Source organism: Bradyrhizobium sp. USDA 4510, from assembly GCF_054059095.1.
In genome coordinates this window covers 6823507-6837421 of the sequence record NZ_JBSSBT010000001.1, presented here as the reverse complement: position 1 = coordinate 6837421, position 13915 = coordinate 6823507, and the positions used below count along the sequence as shown (strand labels likewise).

The window sequence follows — 13915 nt, the reverse complement described above, 5'->3', positions numbered from 1 at the left end:
CGGGAGAGGGGGCGCAGTATTGACGCGGCTGGAATTGCCAATCTCTGATGTCAGCGTACCGGTTCGGCGAGCCGTGGCCGGATGATCTCGACCATCCGGTCGGCTGATGTCCCCGGCGGAAAGAAGCCGAGATAATTGCCCTCGCGGTCCATCAAATAGATGTAGGCGGTGTGATCGACGGTATAGTCGCCGGCATCCTTCAGCGGCACCCGCGCGAAGTAGACCTTGTAGGCATCAGCGAGCTTGCGGATCGCATCACCGCTGCCGGTCAGTCCGATCAGGCGCGGGTGGAACATCGGCACGTAGTCTGCGAGATGCGCCGCGGTGTCGCGCTCGGGATCGACCGTGATGAAGATCGGTTGCACCTGGCCGCCGTCGCGGCCGAGCTTGTCGAGCGCCAGGGCGATCGCCTGCAGATCGGTCGGGCAGACGTCTGGGCAGGTGGTGAAGCCGAAATAGATCAGCATCAGCTTGCCGCGAAACTCCTTGTCGGTGCGTTCATGGCCGGCCTGATCGGTCAGCGCGAACGGGCCGCCGACCGGCTCCCTGTTCCACATCAGGATGTCCATGATCTCGGCGGCCGAGCGCGCCGATTGCGGCGGCGCATCGGCGGCCAGCACCAGCGCCAGCGTCAGCCACAGGCCGGCGCCGGCGAATGCCAGGCCCGCGCCAGCGAATGCCAGGCCCGCGCCAGCGAATGCCAAGCCCGCGCCAGCGAATGCAATGACGCGCAGGACCGGCGCGATCATATGCCGAAGGAGAGGCGGCTGCCCGTCGTCGTGACCAGCACCTTGTCGCCCATCTGCGCGGTCGCCTCCTGCACGAAGTTGAGCCCGGAGCAATGCATCGGGATCAGCACATCGGGGTCGAGCTTCTTGATCTCGGCGACCACCTCGGTGAGGTAGTCCTTCGGCGCCGGCCCGAGATGGAAGCCGCCGACGATGGCGTGAACCTTCTGGATGCCGGAGACCTCCTGTGCCTGCTTCACCGAATTGACGATGCCGACATGGCCGCAGGACGAGATCACGACGAGGCCGAAGTCCCGCACGTTGAAGCAGGTGGCGTGCTCATGGATGTGCTCGTCGGGCACGATCTTGCCGTCCATCTCGGCCGGCAGATAGTGACTGGCATTGCAGCCGAGCCCGTCCTTGATGCCGAACTCGACCCAGGTCTGCGGCAGCACACGCTCGATGCTGCGGCGGGTGATCTTGCCGGTGGTGAAGGCATGGCCCGCGATCACGGTCGGGGTCTCGCACAGCACCGTGGTGACGCGCTGCGCCGCGAGCTGGCGGCGATCGAGCGTGCCGAAATCGTTGAACTGGCCCTTGGTCGGCGTTGCGCTGACGCGGTGGCAGAAATTGTCCTCGCCGCCGGCATAGAGCTTCACGTCGGCCGGCAGCTTGTCGCGGAATTTGTCGAGGAAGCCGTTGAGGCCGCCGAAATGGTCGTAATGCCCGTGGCTCACGATCAGGGCATCGAGCTTCGCCGGATCGACGCCGACCAGCGCCATGTTGTTGAGCAGCACCTCCGGCGTGTAGCCGTAGTCGAGCATCAGCGTGCGCTGTGCGCCCTTGGCTTCCGACTCCAGCCACAGCGACAGGCCCCATTCGTTGTGCAGCGACTTCTGGTAGTCGGCGGAGCGCGGCGGCGGCGCGATGGTGACGCCGCCCGACTGCTTCGGCTTGAAGAACAAATCGAAGCTGGAATCGACCAGCACGCGGATCGAGAGCTTGTCGACGGTCGGCACCTCGATCGGTGCGGCGCTCGCGATCTCGACGCAAGAGAAGGCGCCCGCGGCTGCTGCGCCGGCGATCGCGGCCGAACCTTTCAGGAAATCACGCCGTGCCAAATCCCGTGTCATCGCAATCCCCGTGTTTTGAAAACTTTTCAATACCAAACACGTTGAGCCTAGGAGCAATCGGGACGCGGCTCAATCGGGCACTTGCGCTGGCCGCAGATCACATTCGCGCGCGCTGCAATGCGGGCGCCATTGACTTGGCTGCGGTTATGCGCCCAAGTCAATGCATTCGCATCTTTCTCGCCGATGCACGACATCGGCAGTCCCTGGCAATGCAGGATCACGCCCATGATCGACCTTCACTACTGGTCCACGCCGAACGGTCACAAGATAACGATGTTCCTTGAGGAAACCGGATTGGAGTACAAGATTTTCCCGGTGAACATCGGCAAGGGCGATCAGTTCAAGCCGGATTTTTTGCAGATCGCGCCGAACAACCGCATCCCCGCAATCCTCGATCACGCGCCGAAAGGCGGCGGCAAGCCGCTACAGCTGTTCGAGTCCGGCGCGATCCTGCTCTATCTCGCCGAGAAGACCGGACAATTCCTGCCGGCCGATATCCATGGCCGCTATGACGCGATCCAGTGGACGTTCTGGCAGATGGGCGGGCTCGGGCCGATGGCCGGGCAGAACCACCATTTCCGCAACTACGCCGTCGAGAAGCTGCCTTACGCGATCGACCGCTATGTCAACGAGACCAACCGGCTCTACGGCGTGCTCAACAAGCGGCTCGCCGACCGCGAATTCGTCGCCGGCGACTACTCGATCGCCGACATGGCGAGCTATCCCTGGGTCGTGCCCTACAAGAACCAGGGCCAGGAGATCGACGATTTCCCGCATCTGAAGCGCTGGCTGGAGACGATCGGCAAGCGCCCGGCGACCGTGCGCGCCTATGCCAAGGCGAAGGAGGTCAATCCGAATTTCGGCCAGCCCGCGATCCGCACCGAGGAAGAGCGCAAGCTCTTGTTCGGGCAGACCGCGGCGGTGGTGCGGTAGGGCGAACTCCTCCGTCATTGCGAGGAGCGAAGCGACGAAGCAATCCATCTTTCCGCGTATGCGGGTCGATGGATTGCTTCGCTTCGCTCGCAATGACGGATGTAGCACTCGCGGGTTTTCAAGCCCCGACATACCTCGCCGGCCGCCGTTCCTTCCACGCCGAGAGCCCCTCGGCGAGATCGCGGCCCGGCACCAGCGCGGCGAACTGCTCGCTCTCGACCAAAAGGCCCTCGGCAATCGGCATGTTGAGCCCGCGAGTCACCGCGGTGATGGTGCCGGCGACCGATCCGGGCGAATGCCTGGTGATCCGGCCGGCGAGTTCGCGCGCGGCGGTCAGCAGCTGATCGTGCGGCACGACCTGATTGACCAGCCCGATCTCGCGCGCATGCTCGGGCGGGAACGGATCGCCCGTCAGCAGCAATTCAAGTCCGCGCTTGCGTCCGGCCAGCCGCGGCAGCCGCTGCGTGCCGCCGAAGGTCGGGGGCATGCCGAGCTTGATCTCGGGTTTTGCAAATAGCGCGCGGTCGCTGGCGACAGCGAGATGCACCGCCTCGGTGATCTCGCAGCCGCCGCCGAAGGCGAGCCCGTTGATCGCGGCGATCACGGGCTTCTTGAATGCCTCGAGCCGCGCGGTCATGGCCTGGCCGCGGCGGACGAAGTCGCGCACCGCGACGGCGGAGCCCTGCTTGACGCTCTCGGAAAACTCCTTGATGTCGGCGCCGGCCGAGAAGGCCCGCTCGCCGGCCCCGGTCAAAATCACGGCGCGCACCTCAGCGTCGCCCTCGATGCGGTCGAGCGCGGCCATCAGCTGATCGATCAGCGCGTAGTTCAGCGCGTTGAGCTGCTCCGGACGGTTCAGGGTGATCAGGGCGATCGCGTCGGTGATCTCGAGCAGGATGGGGGCGGGCATGATGCAGTCTCCAGCAATTGTGTGTCGGGCCGAATGTAGGGCCAGCCGCAATTTGTATATATTCACTGGTTAGTATACATACGCGCCATGCCCAGACCCTCCGAGCCCACCCGCGAGCGCATCGTCCAGGCGGCGAGCGCGCTGTTCTACAATGAAGGCATTCGCCGCGTCAGCGTCGACGAGGTCGCCGCCAAGGCCGGCCTCACCAAGCGCACGCTGTACTATCACTTCAAGAGCAAGGACGATCTGGTCGCTGCCTATCTCGCCGCGCGCGACCAGCCCAATCTCGCGCTGTTCCGAAAGTGGTTCGCGGAGGCCGAGGGTGGCCTGCCGGTGAAGGTCGAGGCGATCTTCAGGAACCTCGCGCGCTCGGCGCGGCATCCGAAGTGGAAGGGCTGCGGCTTCCTGCGCACCTCCGCCGAACTCGCCAACATGCCCGGGCATCCCGCGATCAGGATCGGCGCCGCGCACAAGAAGAAGTTCGAGGACTGGCTGCGCGCGACCTTCGCGGAGCAGGGCATCGCCGATCCGCTCAAACTGGCGCGGCAGATCCTCTTGCTGCTGGACGGATCGTTCGCCGTGGTGCTGCTGCATCGCGACCCGAGCTACATGGAGACCGCCGGCGAGGCCGCGCGCACACTGATCGAGACGGCGCTGGGGAAGCAGGGCTTAAGCGGGGTTAGGACATGACGAGAGTAGGTTGAATGGTAGTCGCGAAGGCGGTGCGCTCCCTGCCCCGCAAGCGGGAGAGGGCTGGGGTGGGGGCTCTCTCCACGAGTCACATCGTGGAGAGAGCCCCCACCCGAATCGCATCTTCGATGCGATACGACCTCCCCGCACGCGAGAGAGGTGCAGCAGCCTGCGGCGAGACCTTCTCGCAATGACGATTAAAGCGCGCCGCGCTCCTGCAGCAGCGCCAGCACGGCGTTGAGATCCGGCAACACGGCTGCGCATTTCGCACGGGTCTCGTCGGTCGGTGGCGCCATGTCCGGCACCATCAGCGTGATCGCGCCGGCGGCGTGCGCCGCCGCCACGCCGTGGTTGGAGTCTTCCACCGGGATGCAGGACGCCGGCCTCACGCCGAGCCGCGCGGCGGCCTTGAGATAGAGCTCCGGATCCGGCTTGCCCTGCGCGACATCGTCAAGCGTCAGCAGCGTGTCGAAGCGCGCGCGGATGCCGGCGAGGGTGAGGTTGCGTTCGGCCGAACGGCGCGATGACGAGGTGACGATCGCCATCGGGCGCTCCGCAAGCGCGAGCGCATCGAGCAGAGCGAGCGTGCCTGATTTGAGCGGCAGGCCCGACCGCATCATCCGATCGCGATGTTCGAGAAACGCTTGGTTGACGTCCGCGAGCGGAAACGCCGCGCCGTAATGGTCGCGCAGCATCGCCTCGCAGACCGGGCCGGGAAGCCCGACCATGGAGTGGCACAGCGCGACGACGTCGTCGGTGTAGCCGCACACGTTCAGCGCCGCGACCAGGCTGTCGAAGTAAACCTTCTCGGTGTCGAGCAGCGTGCCGTCCATGTCGAGCAGGACGGCGTCGACGGTCCAGCGTGCGTTCACGTGGCGCTCACCGCTGCTTGCTGTTCCGCGAGCTTCCGCAAGCATGCGGGGCACAGGCAGTCGCCGCCATCGGTCGGCATCGGCAGGCGAAAACTCTCATCGCAGCACCAGCATGCTCCGGTGAGCGAGCAGGAAAATTCGCTGCCGCATGCCGTGCAGGCAAGCTGGCGCGGAGATGCTGGTTTGGAACGATCGTTTGACGAGAGGTCCATTCTAACCGCGATTTAATGCGCGAATTAATCTCGGGTTCATCCCGGACCGCGCTATGATGCCAGGCAACTGATATAGCCGGGATAGGCCGTTAAGGGAATTCTGATGGCCCGTGATTCGCAAGCCGCGCTGGTTGCTCTCAACCGGTTTGGATTCGGTGCCCGCGGCGGGGCGTCCGGCGACTTCATCAACGCCGCCTCCGATCCGCGCGGTTTCGTGCTGGCGGAACTGGCGCGTCCGAACGGCGCGCTGCTCGAAGTGCCGGGCCTGCTCTCGACGCCGGAGCTCGGCAAGCAGGTGTTCGACTATCAGTTCGAGATCCAGCAGGCGCGCAATGCCGCGAAGGTCGCGCAGCAAGGCGCGAGCGAGACACCGCCGCAAGGGTCCGACGCAAAGCCGGCGCAGCGGCGCAATCTGTCGCTGTCCACGGCCGCCAAGGAGATCGCCGGCAAGGATCCGGCGATGCAGGCGCAGGGCGCCGATGGCGCCAACGCGGCGATGACGCCGTCGGCTCCGATGCAGCCTCCGACGATGCAGACGGTGCCCGGTCCCCCCAAGCCGCCGGCGCAACCGCTCAACATCATCCAGAAGACGTTCCGCGCCGAGGCGCTGGCGCGCCTGCAGCGCGGCGTGGTCGCCGATTGCGGCTTCGTCGAACGGCTCGTGGTGTTCTGGTCCAACCACTTCTGCGTCTCCGCCAACAAGGGCGCGCTGGCGCGGATGTGGGCCGGCTCGTTCGAGCGCGAGGCGATCCGTCCGCATGTGCTCGGCCGTTTCCCGGACATGCTGAAGGCCGTCGAGCAGCATCCGGCGATGCTGTTCTTTCTCGACAATCAGCAATCGCTCGGCCCGGAGTCGCGCGCTGGCATCAACCGCAATCGCGGCCTGAATGAGAACCTCGCGCGCGAGATCATGGAGCTGCATACGCTCGGCGTCGGCGGCGGCTACACCCAGGACGACGTGACCTCGCTGGCGCGCGTCATCACCGGCTGGACCTTTGCCGGCCGCCGTGGGCAGTTAGGTGTGCCCGGCAGCTTCGTGTTCAACGCCAATGCGCACCAGCCCGGACCGCAGCAGGTGCTCGGCAAGACCTACGCGCAGGCGGGCGTTGCGCAGGGCGAGGCCGTGCTGTCGGACATCGCGCGGCATCCCTCGACCGCAAAATTCATCGCGACCAAGTTCGCGCGCCACTTCGTTGCCGACGATCCGCCGCCGGCGCTGGTGGCGAGGCTGCAGGATACATTCACGAAAACGGACGGCGATCTCAGGGCGCTGGCCACCGCGCTCGTTCAGTCCAGCGAGGCCTGGCAGGCGCCGCTGACAAAGATGCGTTCGCCTTACGAATTCCTGGTCGCCTCCGGCCGCCTGCTGGCGCGCAATCCCGAGGATCCGAGCCGCTATCTCAATGGCCTCAATGTGCTCGGCCAGCCGCTGTGGTCGCCGGCCGGGCCGAACGGATTTTCGGACACCGCCGCGGCCTGGGCGGCGCCTGAAGGCATCAAGCTCAGGCTCGACATTTCGGCGCAAGTCGCCTCCCAGCTCGCCGACCGGTTCGACCCGCGCGACCTGCTCGAGCTCATTGCCGCCGATGCAGCCTCGCCCGAGACGCGGCGCACCATCGAGCGCGCGGAATCGCGGCAGCAGGCGCTGGCGCTGCTGTTGATGTCGCCCGAGTTCCAGAGGAGATGACGATGGAATGCTCCGAGAGCCTGATGCTGCAGGCGACGTCGCGGCGCGCGCTGCTGCTCGGCGGCGCCTCCTTTGCGGCCTGGGCCTACCTCCCGAAATTCGCGCGCGCCGCCGATGGCCGCGATCCGCGCTTCGTCACCATCATCCTGCGCGGTGCACTCGACGGCCTCGCCACGGTCGCACCGGTCGGCGATCCTGATTATGCCGGCTTGCACGGCGCGATCGCGCTGCGCCCCGATGGCCCGAACGCGGCGGTGATGCTGGATCAGTTCTTCGCCCTGCATCCGGCGATGCCGGAATTTTCGCGGATGTATCGCGCCAAGCAGGCCGCGGTGGTTCATGCGGTGGCGACCTCCTATCGCGATCGCTCGCATTTCGACGGTCAGGACGTGCTGGAAAGCGGCTTCCCCGGTCCGGGCCGCGTGCAGTCCGGCTGGCTCAATCGCGCGCTGGAAGCCTTGCCGAAAGGCGAGCGGGTGACGAGCGCGCTCGCGGTCGGCCCGACCACGCCGCTGGTGCTGCGCGGCGCGGCGCCGACCGTCGGCTGGGCCCCGACCGCGCTACCGCAAGCCGCCGACGACACCGCGATGCGGCTGCTCGATCTCTATCAGCACCGCGATCCGGCGCTGGCGAGCGCGCTGACGCAAGGCTTGCAGCTCGAGAAGCAGGCGCAGGGCGAGGAGATGAAGCCGAAGCCCGGGGCGGGCGGCGTGGCGGCGATGCGCCTCGTGGCGCGGGGCGCCGCGAAATTGATGGCGGCCGATGACGGCCCGAGGATCGGCGCGCTCGCCTTCGACGGCTGGGATACCCATGCCAATGAAGGCGGGCCGGTCGGCCGCCTCGCGCAACTGCTCGGCGGCCTCGACGGCGCGCTGGCGGAATTCCAGAGCGGCCTCGGCGCGCGCTGGCGCGACACCGTGATCGTGGTCGCGACCGAGTTCGGCCGCACCGCGCGCATCAACGGCACCGAGGGCACCGACCACGGCACCGGCACCATCGCGCTGCTCGCCGGCGGCGCGGTGAATGGCGGCCGCATGATCACCGACTGGCCCGGCCTCAAGCCCGCCAATCTCTACCAGGCCCGCGACCTCGCCCCGACCACCGACCTGCGCGCCGTGATCAAGGGCGTGCTGCACGACCAGTTCGGCCTCGGCGAGCGCGTGCTGGCCGATGCCGTGTTTCCGGACAGCGCCCCGGTAAAGCCGATGAAGGGGCTGGTGGCTTGACTTCCTCGACCTCTCCCCGCTCTTTGCGGGGAGAGGTCGGAAGCGACGCATCGCGTTGCTTCCGGGTGAGGGGCAGGGCAATGCGTGGCCGCAAGGAAACACCTATCCGACTCGCGAAAGGGCTGCGCGCCAATCAAACGGACGCGGAGACCGTGCTTTGGAATCGCATCCGCAATCGCCAGATTGATGGCCATAAGTTCGCACGGCAGGTGCCGGTCGGGAGTTACATTTGCGACTTCGTCTGCCGCGAGCGACGGCTCGTGATCGAAGTGGATGGCGGTCAGCACGCGGACTCAGCTGCAGACGTGGTCCGGGACTGGTATCTCACCGGGGAGGGCTATCGCGTGCTTCGCTTCTGGAACAACGATGTGCTCGGCAACGTCGAGGGTGTGTTGATTACAATTCAGACTGAGTTGCGCGGATAGATGCCCCTCACCCCAACCCTCTCCCCGTGAAGGACGGGGACAGGGAGCGGAGAGAGTGCCGTTCGCTTCACGCCTTCGTTATCCCATCGATCTCCGCCATCTCCTCCGCGGAGAACTTCCAGCTGATCGCCTTGACGTTCTGCTCGATCTGCTCGGGACGCGTCGCCCCGGCGATGACGCTTGCGACTTGCGGGCGGGCGGCGAGCCAGGAGAAGGCGAGCTCGAGCATGGCGTGGCCGCGCTCCCTGGCAAACGCCTGCAGCTTCTCGACGATGTCCTCGTTGCGCGGCGTGACGTAGCGATCCTTCAGGGCCGGCGCCTTGGCGAAGCGGGTATCGGCGGGTGCAGCGGCGCCGCGCTGGTACTTGCCGGTCAACAGGCCGCTGGCGAGCGGGAAGAACGGCAGCAGGCCGAGATTGTATTGCTGCGCCGCCGGCAGCAGGTCCTTCTCGATGCCGCGCACCAGGAGGCTGTATTCGTCCTGGCAGGACACGAAGCGGTTCATGTTCATCTGGCGCGCGACGTACTCGGCTTCGGCGATCCGCCAGGCCGGGAAGTTGGAGTTGCCGATGTAGCGCACCTTGCCCTGGCGGACGAGATCGTCGAGCGCGCGCAGCGTCTCGTCGATCGGGGTGAGCGGATCGTAGTCGTGCTGCTGGTAGAGATCGATATAGTCGGTCTTCAGGCGAGTGAGGCTCGCTTCGACCGCCGACATGATGTAGCGCCGCGAGGCGCCCTGCTTGGTGCCGTCGGTCGCCATCGGCTTGGAGAATTTGGTGGCGAGCACGATGTCCTTGCGGCGGTCGCCCAGCACGGTGCCGAGCACGGTCTCCGAGCCGCCCATGCCGGCATAGATGTCGGCGGTGTCGAACAGCGTGATGCCGAGATCGATCGCCTTGTGGATTACCTTGCGCGAGGTCTCGAGGTCGGTGCGCTGGCCGAAATTGTTGCAGCCGAGGCCGACCGCGGACACGCGCAGCCCGGAGCCGCCGAGATTACGAATTTCCATGAGACAATCCTGTGGGATAGGCGAGCGGTGCCGCGTATTGTGACAAGCACACTAGGGCCCGGCAAGGCGCCGTCCTACCGCCGATCACGCATGACGATGTCGCAAAATGAGATGCCGCAAAAAAAGCGGTCCCGGTCAGACGCGGCGACTGACGGGGACCGCTTGGCGAAGATCTGAGACGGGGGGCCTGATCTGCGCGAGCGGAAGCCTAGCCGGGCTTTGTAACGTGCCGGTGACACCTCTATTCAATCCACAGGCCGCGAAGATCCGCTCAGACAATCTTGCGATAGATGACGAAGCCCGGCTTGTCTGCGACCTTGTCATAAAGCTGCATCGCGGTGTGGTTGGTCTCATGCGTCTGCCAGTAGACGCGTGGCGATCCCGCGAGCTTGGCCTGCGCGTAAACCCCGTTGATCAACGCGCGGCCAACGCCCTTGCCGCGTGCGGCTTCGCTGGTGAACAGATCCTGCAAATAGCAGGTTGGCGCGATCGCGGTGGTCGAGCGGTGAAACAGATAATGCGTCAGCCCGAGCAATCTGCCGCCGGCGTCGGCGACCAGCGCGTGCACCGGCTCATAGGCATCGAAGAAGCGTTCCCACGTCATCGCGGTGATCTCGGGCGCGAGCGCGGTCGGCCCGGATCGCTCATAGAAGGCATTGTAGCCGTCCCACAGAGGAAGCCACTGGGCGTAGTCGTCGCGGGTGACGAAGCGGATGGTGACGTCGTCGGCCATGGAGGATTCCTGGATGATCCTGCGTTGCGGGCGATGTCTCCGCACCGCTCGCAAGGTTCTACCGTCGCTATCTCGCAGGATCAATTGCGGACGAGGTCGCGCCTCACTCGGCGGCGCGCAGCAGCCGCGCCAGACGGCGCTCGCGCCCGGCGCGCTGGGCCCGATATTCATCGGCCTTGGCGGGATCGTCGGTGTGCCGCACGAGGTCGGTGACCGGAGTGTAGCTCAGCATGCGGCCGCCGTCCGGCAGTGCGGTGCAGCTGAAGCGCAGCACCTGGCCGTCGGCGAGGTTGAGATTGATCGGCGTGGAGTCGCCGGCGCGCATCATCGCGATGCGCTCGGCGATGAATGCGCTCAGCTCGTCTTCCGGCAGTTCATAGGCGCCGGTGTCGCGGCCGTGATACATCAGTGCGACGAAGGGCGGCTTGCTCTCGGCCTGCGCATCCGACAGCGCGAAATAGTCGCGGAAGGCGCGGTTGATGAATTCGGCGCGGGTGTCGGCGTCGAGCAGCACGATGCCGATGTCGACCTGGTCGAGCGCGGCTGCGAGCCGCTCCGCGGTGGCGTGATGCTGCTGGTCCGCAGCAAAGGCGTCGATCCATTTCTGCCGTAGCATTCCGGTGATCACGGCGGTGCCGGCCGCGGTCGCCGCCAGCATCAGCATCCGCGCGACGTCGGCGGTGTCGTAACCGGGCAGCGCGCGATGATTGAGGAAGAACAGCGCCGAGGCGGCCACCGCGATCGCGGCGGAGATCAGCCCGGAGGTGATGCCGCTGATCGAGCTCGCAAGCGCCACGATGCAGACGAACAGCGGCGCGGGATTGGGGACGGCGACAACGAGGCGATCGAGCAGGAAGGCGGCGGATGCCGTGATCGCCGTCAGGGCCGGACCTGAAATTGCACGCCAGTCGAACCGCATGCGCGTTCTCGCTATCTATCAAACGAACGATAAAGCCGCAGTTTGACGACAGGGCCGCAACCGCGCCGGCATTTCCGTCCCGACCGTTAAGCGGGCGTTGCGGGGGCCGAACCAGCTTTCGCTGCTTTCAAATCAAATGATATGCAGATCGGCACGGAACCCGGTTCCGTGCCTGCGGGTTACCGCGTGCTTTGCTTGCAAGAGGACATTCGATGCCCGCCATTTCGCCGTCGCTGCTGCCGATCCTGATGCTGTTCGCCTCGAACGTCTTCATGACCTTCGCCTGGTACGGCCATCTCAAGTTCAAGGATCACTCGCTCCCCATCGTCATCATGGTGAGCTGGGGCATCGCCTTCTTCGAGTACTGGCTGGCAGTGCCGGCCAATCGCTGGGGCAGCGCGGTCTACTCGGCGGCGCAGCTCAAGACCATGCAGGAGGTGATCACGCTGGTCGTGTTCGCCGCCTTCTCGGTGTTGTACCTGAAGGAGCCGCTGGGCTGGAATCACGCGCTCGGATTTGCCTTCATCGCCGCCGGCGCGTTTCTGATCTTCCACAAATGGGGCTAATGCTTCACCTCGCCCCGTGTGCGGGGAGAGGTCGGAACGCATCGTTAGATGCGTTCCGGGTGAGGGGGACTCTCCGCAAATGCAGCGATCTCCGAATACGCGGAAAGAGCCCCTCACCCCAACCCTCTCCCCGTAAGAACGGGGCGAGGGAGCACACTGCCGCCGCGGTTCGACCTGATCTCATTGCGCTTTAGTGGTGCGGGGCCGGCTTGGCGGTCGGCGTCGTGACATGCGCGGGGCGTGCGCGGTCTTCGCCTTGCGTGCCGGTCACGATCAGGAGCGATGCCGCCAGCAGGATCGCCGCCGACAGCGTCACGGTCACCAGTCCGACGGGGGTCTTCATCATGTCGCGCCGCTGTCTCTCCCGCGCCTTGCCGCGGATCAGGTGCCAACCGGAAATTGCTTGATTACGCCGGGATCGCCGTTGCCATGGTGATGTTGCTCGACAGCACCGTCACGGCGACGACCAGGCACAACGTCAGCGCGCCGAGCGCGAGCGACGCGGCGATCGCGTTCGTCAGCCGGGATGATGCCACCGGGGCAGGGCGGCCATCGAAGCCTGCCGTGCCGGACCACCGTTTCATGGTCTAAATCCCTCAGGCCGCGAGCGAATCACTCGCGACATCCGCGCGAATCTGCCGGTTGTCACCGGCAACATTGCGGCGGCGGCGCCGTCCAAAAATGGCTAAAATACGGCGGTGGCGCGAGTTTTGCCCGTTATTTGGGCAGTTTCCCCGTTATTCCCTGGATTCACACCCGGCCGTTCAGACGCCGGCCGCGAGGCGAGGCTCAGGCTCGGCCTCGGTACCAGGCTGCCAGTCCATCGAGACAAATCCGGGGGTCTGCTCGACCCGCTTGAGCCAGGCGCGGATCGACGGAAAGGTCGCCAGGTCGAAGTCGCAGCGGTCGGCGACGTGGGTGTAGCCGTAAAGGGCGATGTCGGCGACGGTGAGCTGTCCGGCGGCGAAATAGGCGTGTTCCTTGAGGTGATTTTCCATCACCTGCAGCGCCGCATAGCCGCGCTCCATCCAGTCCTCCAGCGCGTGCGTCTGCAGGTCGCGTCCGCCCTTGACCAGCGACAGCCAGAAATAGGCAGCGCCGATGTTCGGCTCCAGCGCGTGCTGCTCGAAGAACATCCACTGCAGCGCCTCGGCGCGCTCGATCCGCGACTCCGGCGCCAGCGGCGTGCCGATCGCGACATACCAGAGGATGGCATTGGACTCGGCGAGATGGCGGCCCTCGGCGACCTCGAGCAGCGGCACCTGGCCGCTCGGATTCTTGGCCAGGAATTCCGGCGTGCGGCTCTCGCCGCGCAGGATGTCGATCTCGATCGCCTCGTACGGCGTGTTCAGCACGGCAAGCGCCAGCCGGACCTTGTAGCTGTTGCCGGAGCGCTGCATCGAATAGAGCTTGTACATTGCGTCGTGGTTCACTCGGTCAGGGAGACGGTACGCTTAAAAATTGCGCGGCCTGTCACACCGCAACGCCGCTAAACAATGATGCTGACGGGGGTGCGTCGCAAGCCCTGCAGTGTGGAAAAAGTCGAAACGTCTACTGCACTGCACACGTGCAGAACGATTCCATCCACACGGCAGAACAACTCGGATCACGCCTGCGCGACGCTCTGCACGGTGGCGGTCGATCGCCAAGGTCGCGACCATGGCCGGCGCGCTGCAATTCACAAACCTTAACGCGCGTCCTTGGCGGCACGACGCGCGCCGGTCTGCGTTGACGACCCGCCGTTAGCGCCGTCAGGCAGGTTGCCGCGCGGCATTGTCCTCGGAGCAATCCGCGCTGGCGCATGCCGCCGAAGGGCCCGCCGGCAAGACCGGAGCTATGGTCGCCGGCCTTGCCGGATATGAGTCATCCGGT

General features: G+C 65.8%; 17 protein-coding genes. 6 read left to right on the top strand and 11 right to left on the bottom strand.

The features are described 5' to 3' along the window. Positions 1-50 precede the first annotated feature (50 nt). From ACVMDN_RS31915 to ACVMDN_RS31905, 3 genes are read right to left on the bottom strand one after another with little or no spacing between them, the layout of a single operon-like run. Positions 51-749: an SCO family protein gene (locus ACVMDN_RS31915; RefSeq protein WP_083715108.1), complete on the bottom strand. Its 699-nt coding sequence runs from the start codon at positions 747-749 to the stop codon at positions 51-53. Next, positions 746-1861, bottom strand: coding sequence for an MBL fold metallo-hydrolase (locus ACVMDN_RS31910; protein ID WP_057019044.1), 1116 nt, complete (start codon positions 1859-1861; stop codon positions 746-748). Before ACVMDN_RS31910 ends, ACVMDN_RS31915 begins: the two co-directional genes overlap by 4 nt. 47 nt (positions 1862-1908) lie before the next feature. Continuing rightward, on the bottom strand, positions 1909-2088 hold the full coding sequence (locus ACVMDN_RS31905) for a hypothetical protein (protein ID WP_057019045.1): 180 nt from the start codon (positions 2086-2088) through the stop codon (positions 1909-1911). Here ACVMDN_RS31905 and ACVMDN_RS31900 point away from each other — a divergent pair. After that, the gene (locus tag ACVMDN_RS31900) at positions 2087-2794 is read left to right on the top strand and encodes a glutathione binding-like protein (RefSeq protein WP_057019046.1); all 708 of its coding nucleotides are present in this window, start codon (positions 2087-2089) and stop codon (positions 2792-2794) included. The genes ACVMDN_RS31905 and ACVMDN_RS31900 overlap by 2 nt on opposite strands. Before the next feature lie 118 nt (positions 2795-2912). Here ACVMDN_RS31900 and ACVMDN_RS31895 read toward each other — a convergent pair whose 3' ends face one another. Continuing rightward, positions 2913-3704, bottom strand: a complete 792-nt coding sequence (locus tag ACVMDN_RS31895; RefSeq protein WP_076829865.1) for a crotonase/enoyl-CoA hydratase family protein — start codon at positions 3702-3704, stop codon at positions 2913-2915. An 87-nt stretch (positions 3705-3791) separates the two neighbouring features. On the opposite strand from ACVMDN_RS31895, the gene ACVMDN_RS31890 reads away from it, so the two are divergent. Further along, positions 3792-4394 (top strand): TetR/AcrR family transcriptional regulator, encoded by a 603-nt coding sequence (locus tag ACVMDN_RS31890; RefSeq protein WP_076829867.1) that lies wholly within the window; start codon positions 3792-3794, stop codon positions 4392-4394. 197 nt (positions 4395-4591) lie between these two features. Here the strand turns inward: ACVMDN_RS31890 and ACVMDN_RS31885 are convergent, their stop codons facing one another. Then, positions 4592-5266, bottom strand: a complete 675-nt coding sequence (locus ACVMDN_RS31885; protein ID WP_076829870.1) for an HAD family hydrolase — start codon at positions 5264-5266, stop codon at positions 4592-4594. Between the two features lie 315 nt (positions 5267-5581). Here ACVMDN_RS31885 and ACVMDN_RS31880 point away from each other — a divergent pair, with 315 nt between their 5' ends. The 3 genes from ACVMDN_RS31880 to ACVMDN_RS31870 all read left to right on the top strand — a co-directional run bounded on the left by ACVMDN_RS31880 (position 5582) and on the right by ACVMDN_RS31870 (position 8816). Further along, positions 5582-7165: a DUF1800 domain-containing protein gene (locus ACVMDN_RS31880; RefSeq protein ID WP_076829875.1), complete on the top strand. Its 1584-nt coding sequence runs from the start codon at positions 5582-5584 to the stop codon at positions 7163-7165. Then, positions 7162-8391, top strand: a complete 1230-nt coding sequence (locus ACVMDN_RS31875; RefSeq protein ID WP_076829878.1) for a DUF1501 domain-containing protein — start codon at positions 7162-7164, stop codon at positions 8389-8391. Before ACVMDN_RS31880 ends, ACVMDN_RS31875 begins: the two co-directional genes overlap by 4 nt. A gap of 80 nt (positions 8392-8471) precedes the next feature. Continuing rightward, complete coding sequence (locus ACVMDN_RS31870) at positions 8472-8816, top strand: endonuclease domain-containing protein (protein WP_057015131.1); 345 nt, start codon at positions 8472-8474, stop codon at positions 8814-8816. A 67-nt stretch (positions 8817-8883) separates the two neighbouring features. On the opposite strand, the gene ACVMDN_RS31865 is transcribed toward ACVMDN_RS31870, so the two are convergent. The 3 genes from ACVMDN_RS31865 to ACVMDN_RS31855 all read right to left on the bottom strand — a co-directional run bounded on the left by ACVMDN_RS31865 (position 8884) and on the right by ACVMDN_RS31855 (position 11477). After that, positions 8884-9825: an aldo/keto reductase gene (locus tag ACVMDN_RS31865; protein ID WP_076829881.1), complete on the bottom strand. Its 942-nt coding sequence runs from the start codon at positions 9823-9825 to the stop codon at positions 8884-8886. Between the two features lie 271 nt (positions 9826-10096). Beyond that, positions 10097-10558 carry a GNAT family N-acetyltransferase gene (locus ACVMDN_RS31860; RefSeq protein ID WP_076829882.1) on the bottom strand — a complete coding sequence of 154 codons (462 nt, stop codon included), beginning with the start codon at positions 10556-10558 and terminating at the stop codon, positions 10097-10099. Between the two features lie 103 nt (positions 10559-10661). Next, complete coding sequence (locus tag ACVMDN_RS31855; RefSeq protein WP_076829885.1) at positions 10662-11477, bottom strand: PAS domain-containing protein; 816 nt, start codon at positions 11475-11477, stop codon at positions 10662-10664. Between the two features lie 212 nt (positions 11478-11689). Here ACVMDN_RS31855 and ACVMDN_RS31850 point away from each other — a divergent pair, with 212 nt between their 5' ends. Continuing rightward, positions 11690-12043 (top strand): DMT family protein, encoded by a 354-nt coding sequence (locus ACVMDN_RS31850; RefSeq protein ID WP_076829887.1) that lies wholly within the window; start codon positions 11690-11692, stop codon positions 12041-12043. A gap of 190 nt (positions 12044-12233) precedes the next feature. Here ACVMDN_RS31850 and ACVMDN_RS31845 read toward each other — a convergent pair whose 3' ends face one another. The 3 genes from ACVMDN_RS31845 to ACVMDN_RS31835 all read right to left on the bottom strand — a co-directional run bounded on the left by ACVMDN_RS31845 (position 12234) and on the right by ACVMDN_RS31835 (position 13461). After that, positions 12234-12389 carry a hypothetical protein gene (locus ACVMDN_RS31845; protein ID WP_168859260.1) on the bottom strand — a complete coding sequence of 52 codons (156 nt, stop codon included), beginning with the start codon at positions 12387-12389 and terminating at the stop codon, positions 12234-12236. A 61-nt stretch (positions 12390-12450) separates the two neighbouring features. Continuing rightward, positions 12451-12627 (bottom strand): hypothetical protein, encoded by a 177-nt coding sequence (locus ACVMDN_RS31840; protein WP_168859259.1) that lies wholly within the window; start codon positions 12625-12627, stop codon positions 12451-12453. Between the two features lie 180 nt (positions 12628-12807). Beyond that, positions 12808-13461, bottom strand: coding sequence for a glutathione S-transferase family protein (locus tag ACVMDN_RS31835; RefSeq protein ID WP_057015955.1), 654 nt, complete (start codon positions 13459-13461; stop codon positions 12808-12810). Between the last annotated feature and the right edge of the window lie 454 nt (positions 13462-13915).

Coding starts and splice junctions, on each gene's coding strand:
- ACVMDN_RS31850 (WP_076829887.1), top strand. CDS start 11,690: ATGCCCGCCATTTCGCCGTCGCTGCTGCCGATCCTGATGCTGTTCGCC.
- ACVMDN_RS31835 (WP_057015955.1), bottom strand. CDS start 13,461: ATGTACAAGCTCTATTCGATGCAGCGCTCCGGCAACAGCTACAAGGTC.
- ACVMDN_RS31855 (WP_076829885.1), bottom strand. CDS start 11,477: ATGCGGTTCGACTGGCGTGCAATTTCAGGTCCGGCCCTGACGGCGATC.
- ACVMDN_RS31905 (WP_057019045.1), bottom strand. CDS start 2,088: ATGGGCGTGATCCTGCATTGCCAGGGACTGCCGATGTCGTGCATCGGC.
- ACVMDN_RS31845 (WP_168859260.1), bottom strand. CDS start 12,389: ATGATGAAGACCCCCGTCGGACTGGTGACCGTGACGCTGTCGGCGGCG.
- ACVMDN_RS31860 (WP_076829882.1), bottom strand. CDS start 10,558: ATGGCCGACGACGTCACCATCCGCTTCGTCACCCGCGACGACTACGCC.
- ACVMDN_RS31890 (WP_076829867.1), top strand. CDS start 3,792: ATGCCCAGACCCTCCGAGCCCACCCGCGAGCGCATCGTCCAGGCGGCG.
- ACVMDN_RS31895 (WP_076829865.1), bottom strand. CDS start 3,704: ATGCCCGCCCCCATCCTGCTCGAGATCACCGACGCGATCGCCCTGATC.
- ACVMDN_RS31870 (WP_057015131.1), top strand. CDS start 8,472: ATGCGTGGCCGCAAGGAAACACCTATCCGACTCGCGAAAGGGCTGCGC.
- ACVMDN_RS31880 (WP_076829875.1), top strand. CDS start 5,582: ATGGCCCGTGATTCGCAAGCCGCGCTGGTTGCTCTCAACCGGTTTGGA.
- ACVMDN_RS31840 (WP_168859259.1), bottom strand. CDS start 12,627: ATGAAACGGTGGTCCGGCACGGCAGGCTTCGATGGCCGCCCTGCCCCG.
- ACVMDN_RS31910 (WP_057019044.1), bottom strand. CDS start 1,861: ATGACACGGGATTTGGCACGGCGTGATTTCCTGAAAGGTTCGGCCGCG.
- ACVMDN_RS31875 (WP_076829878.1), top strand. CDS start 7,162: ATGACGATGGAATGCTCCGAGAGCCTGATGCTGCAGGCGACGTCGCGG.
- ACVMDN_RS31915 (WP_083715108.1), bottom strand. CDS start 749: ATGATCGCGCCGGTCCTGCGCGTCATTGCATTCGCTGGCGCGGGCTTG.
- ACVMDN_RS31900 (WP_057019046.1), top strand. CDS start 2,087: ATGATCGACCTTCACTACTGGTCCACGCCGAACGGTCACAAGATAACG.
- ACVMDN_RS31865 (WP_076829881.1), bottom strand. CDS start 9,825: ATGGAAATTCGTAATCTCGGCGGCTCCGGGCTGCGCGTGTCCGCGGTC.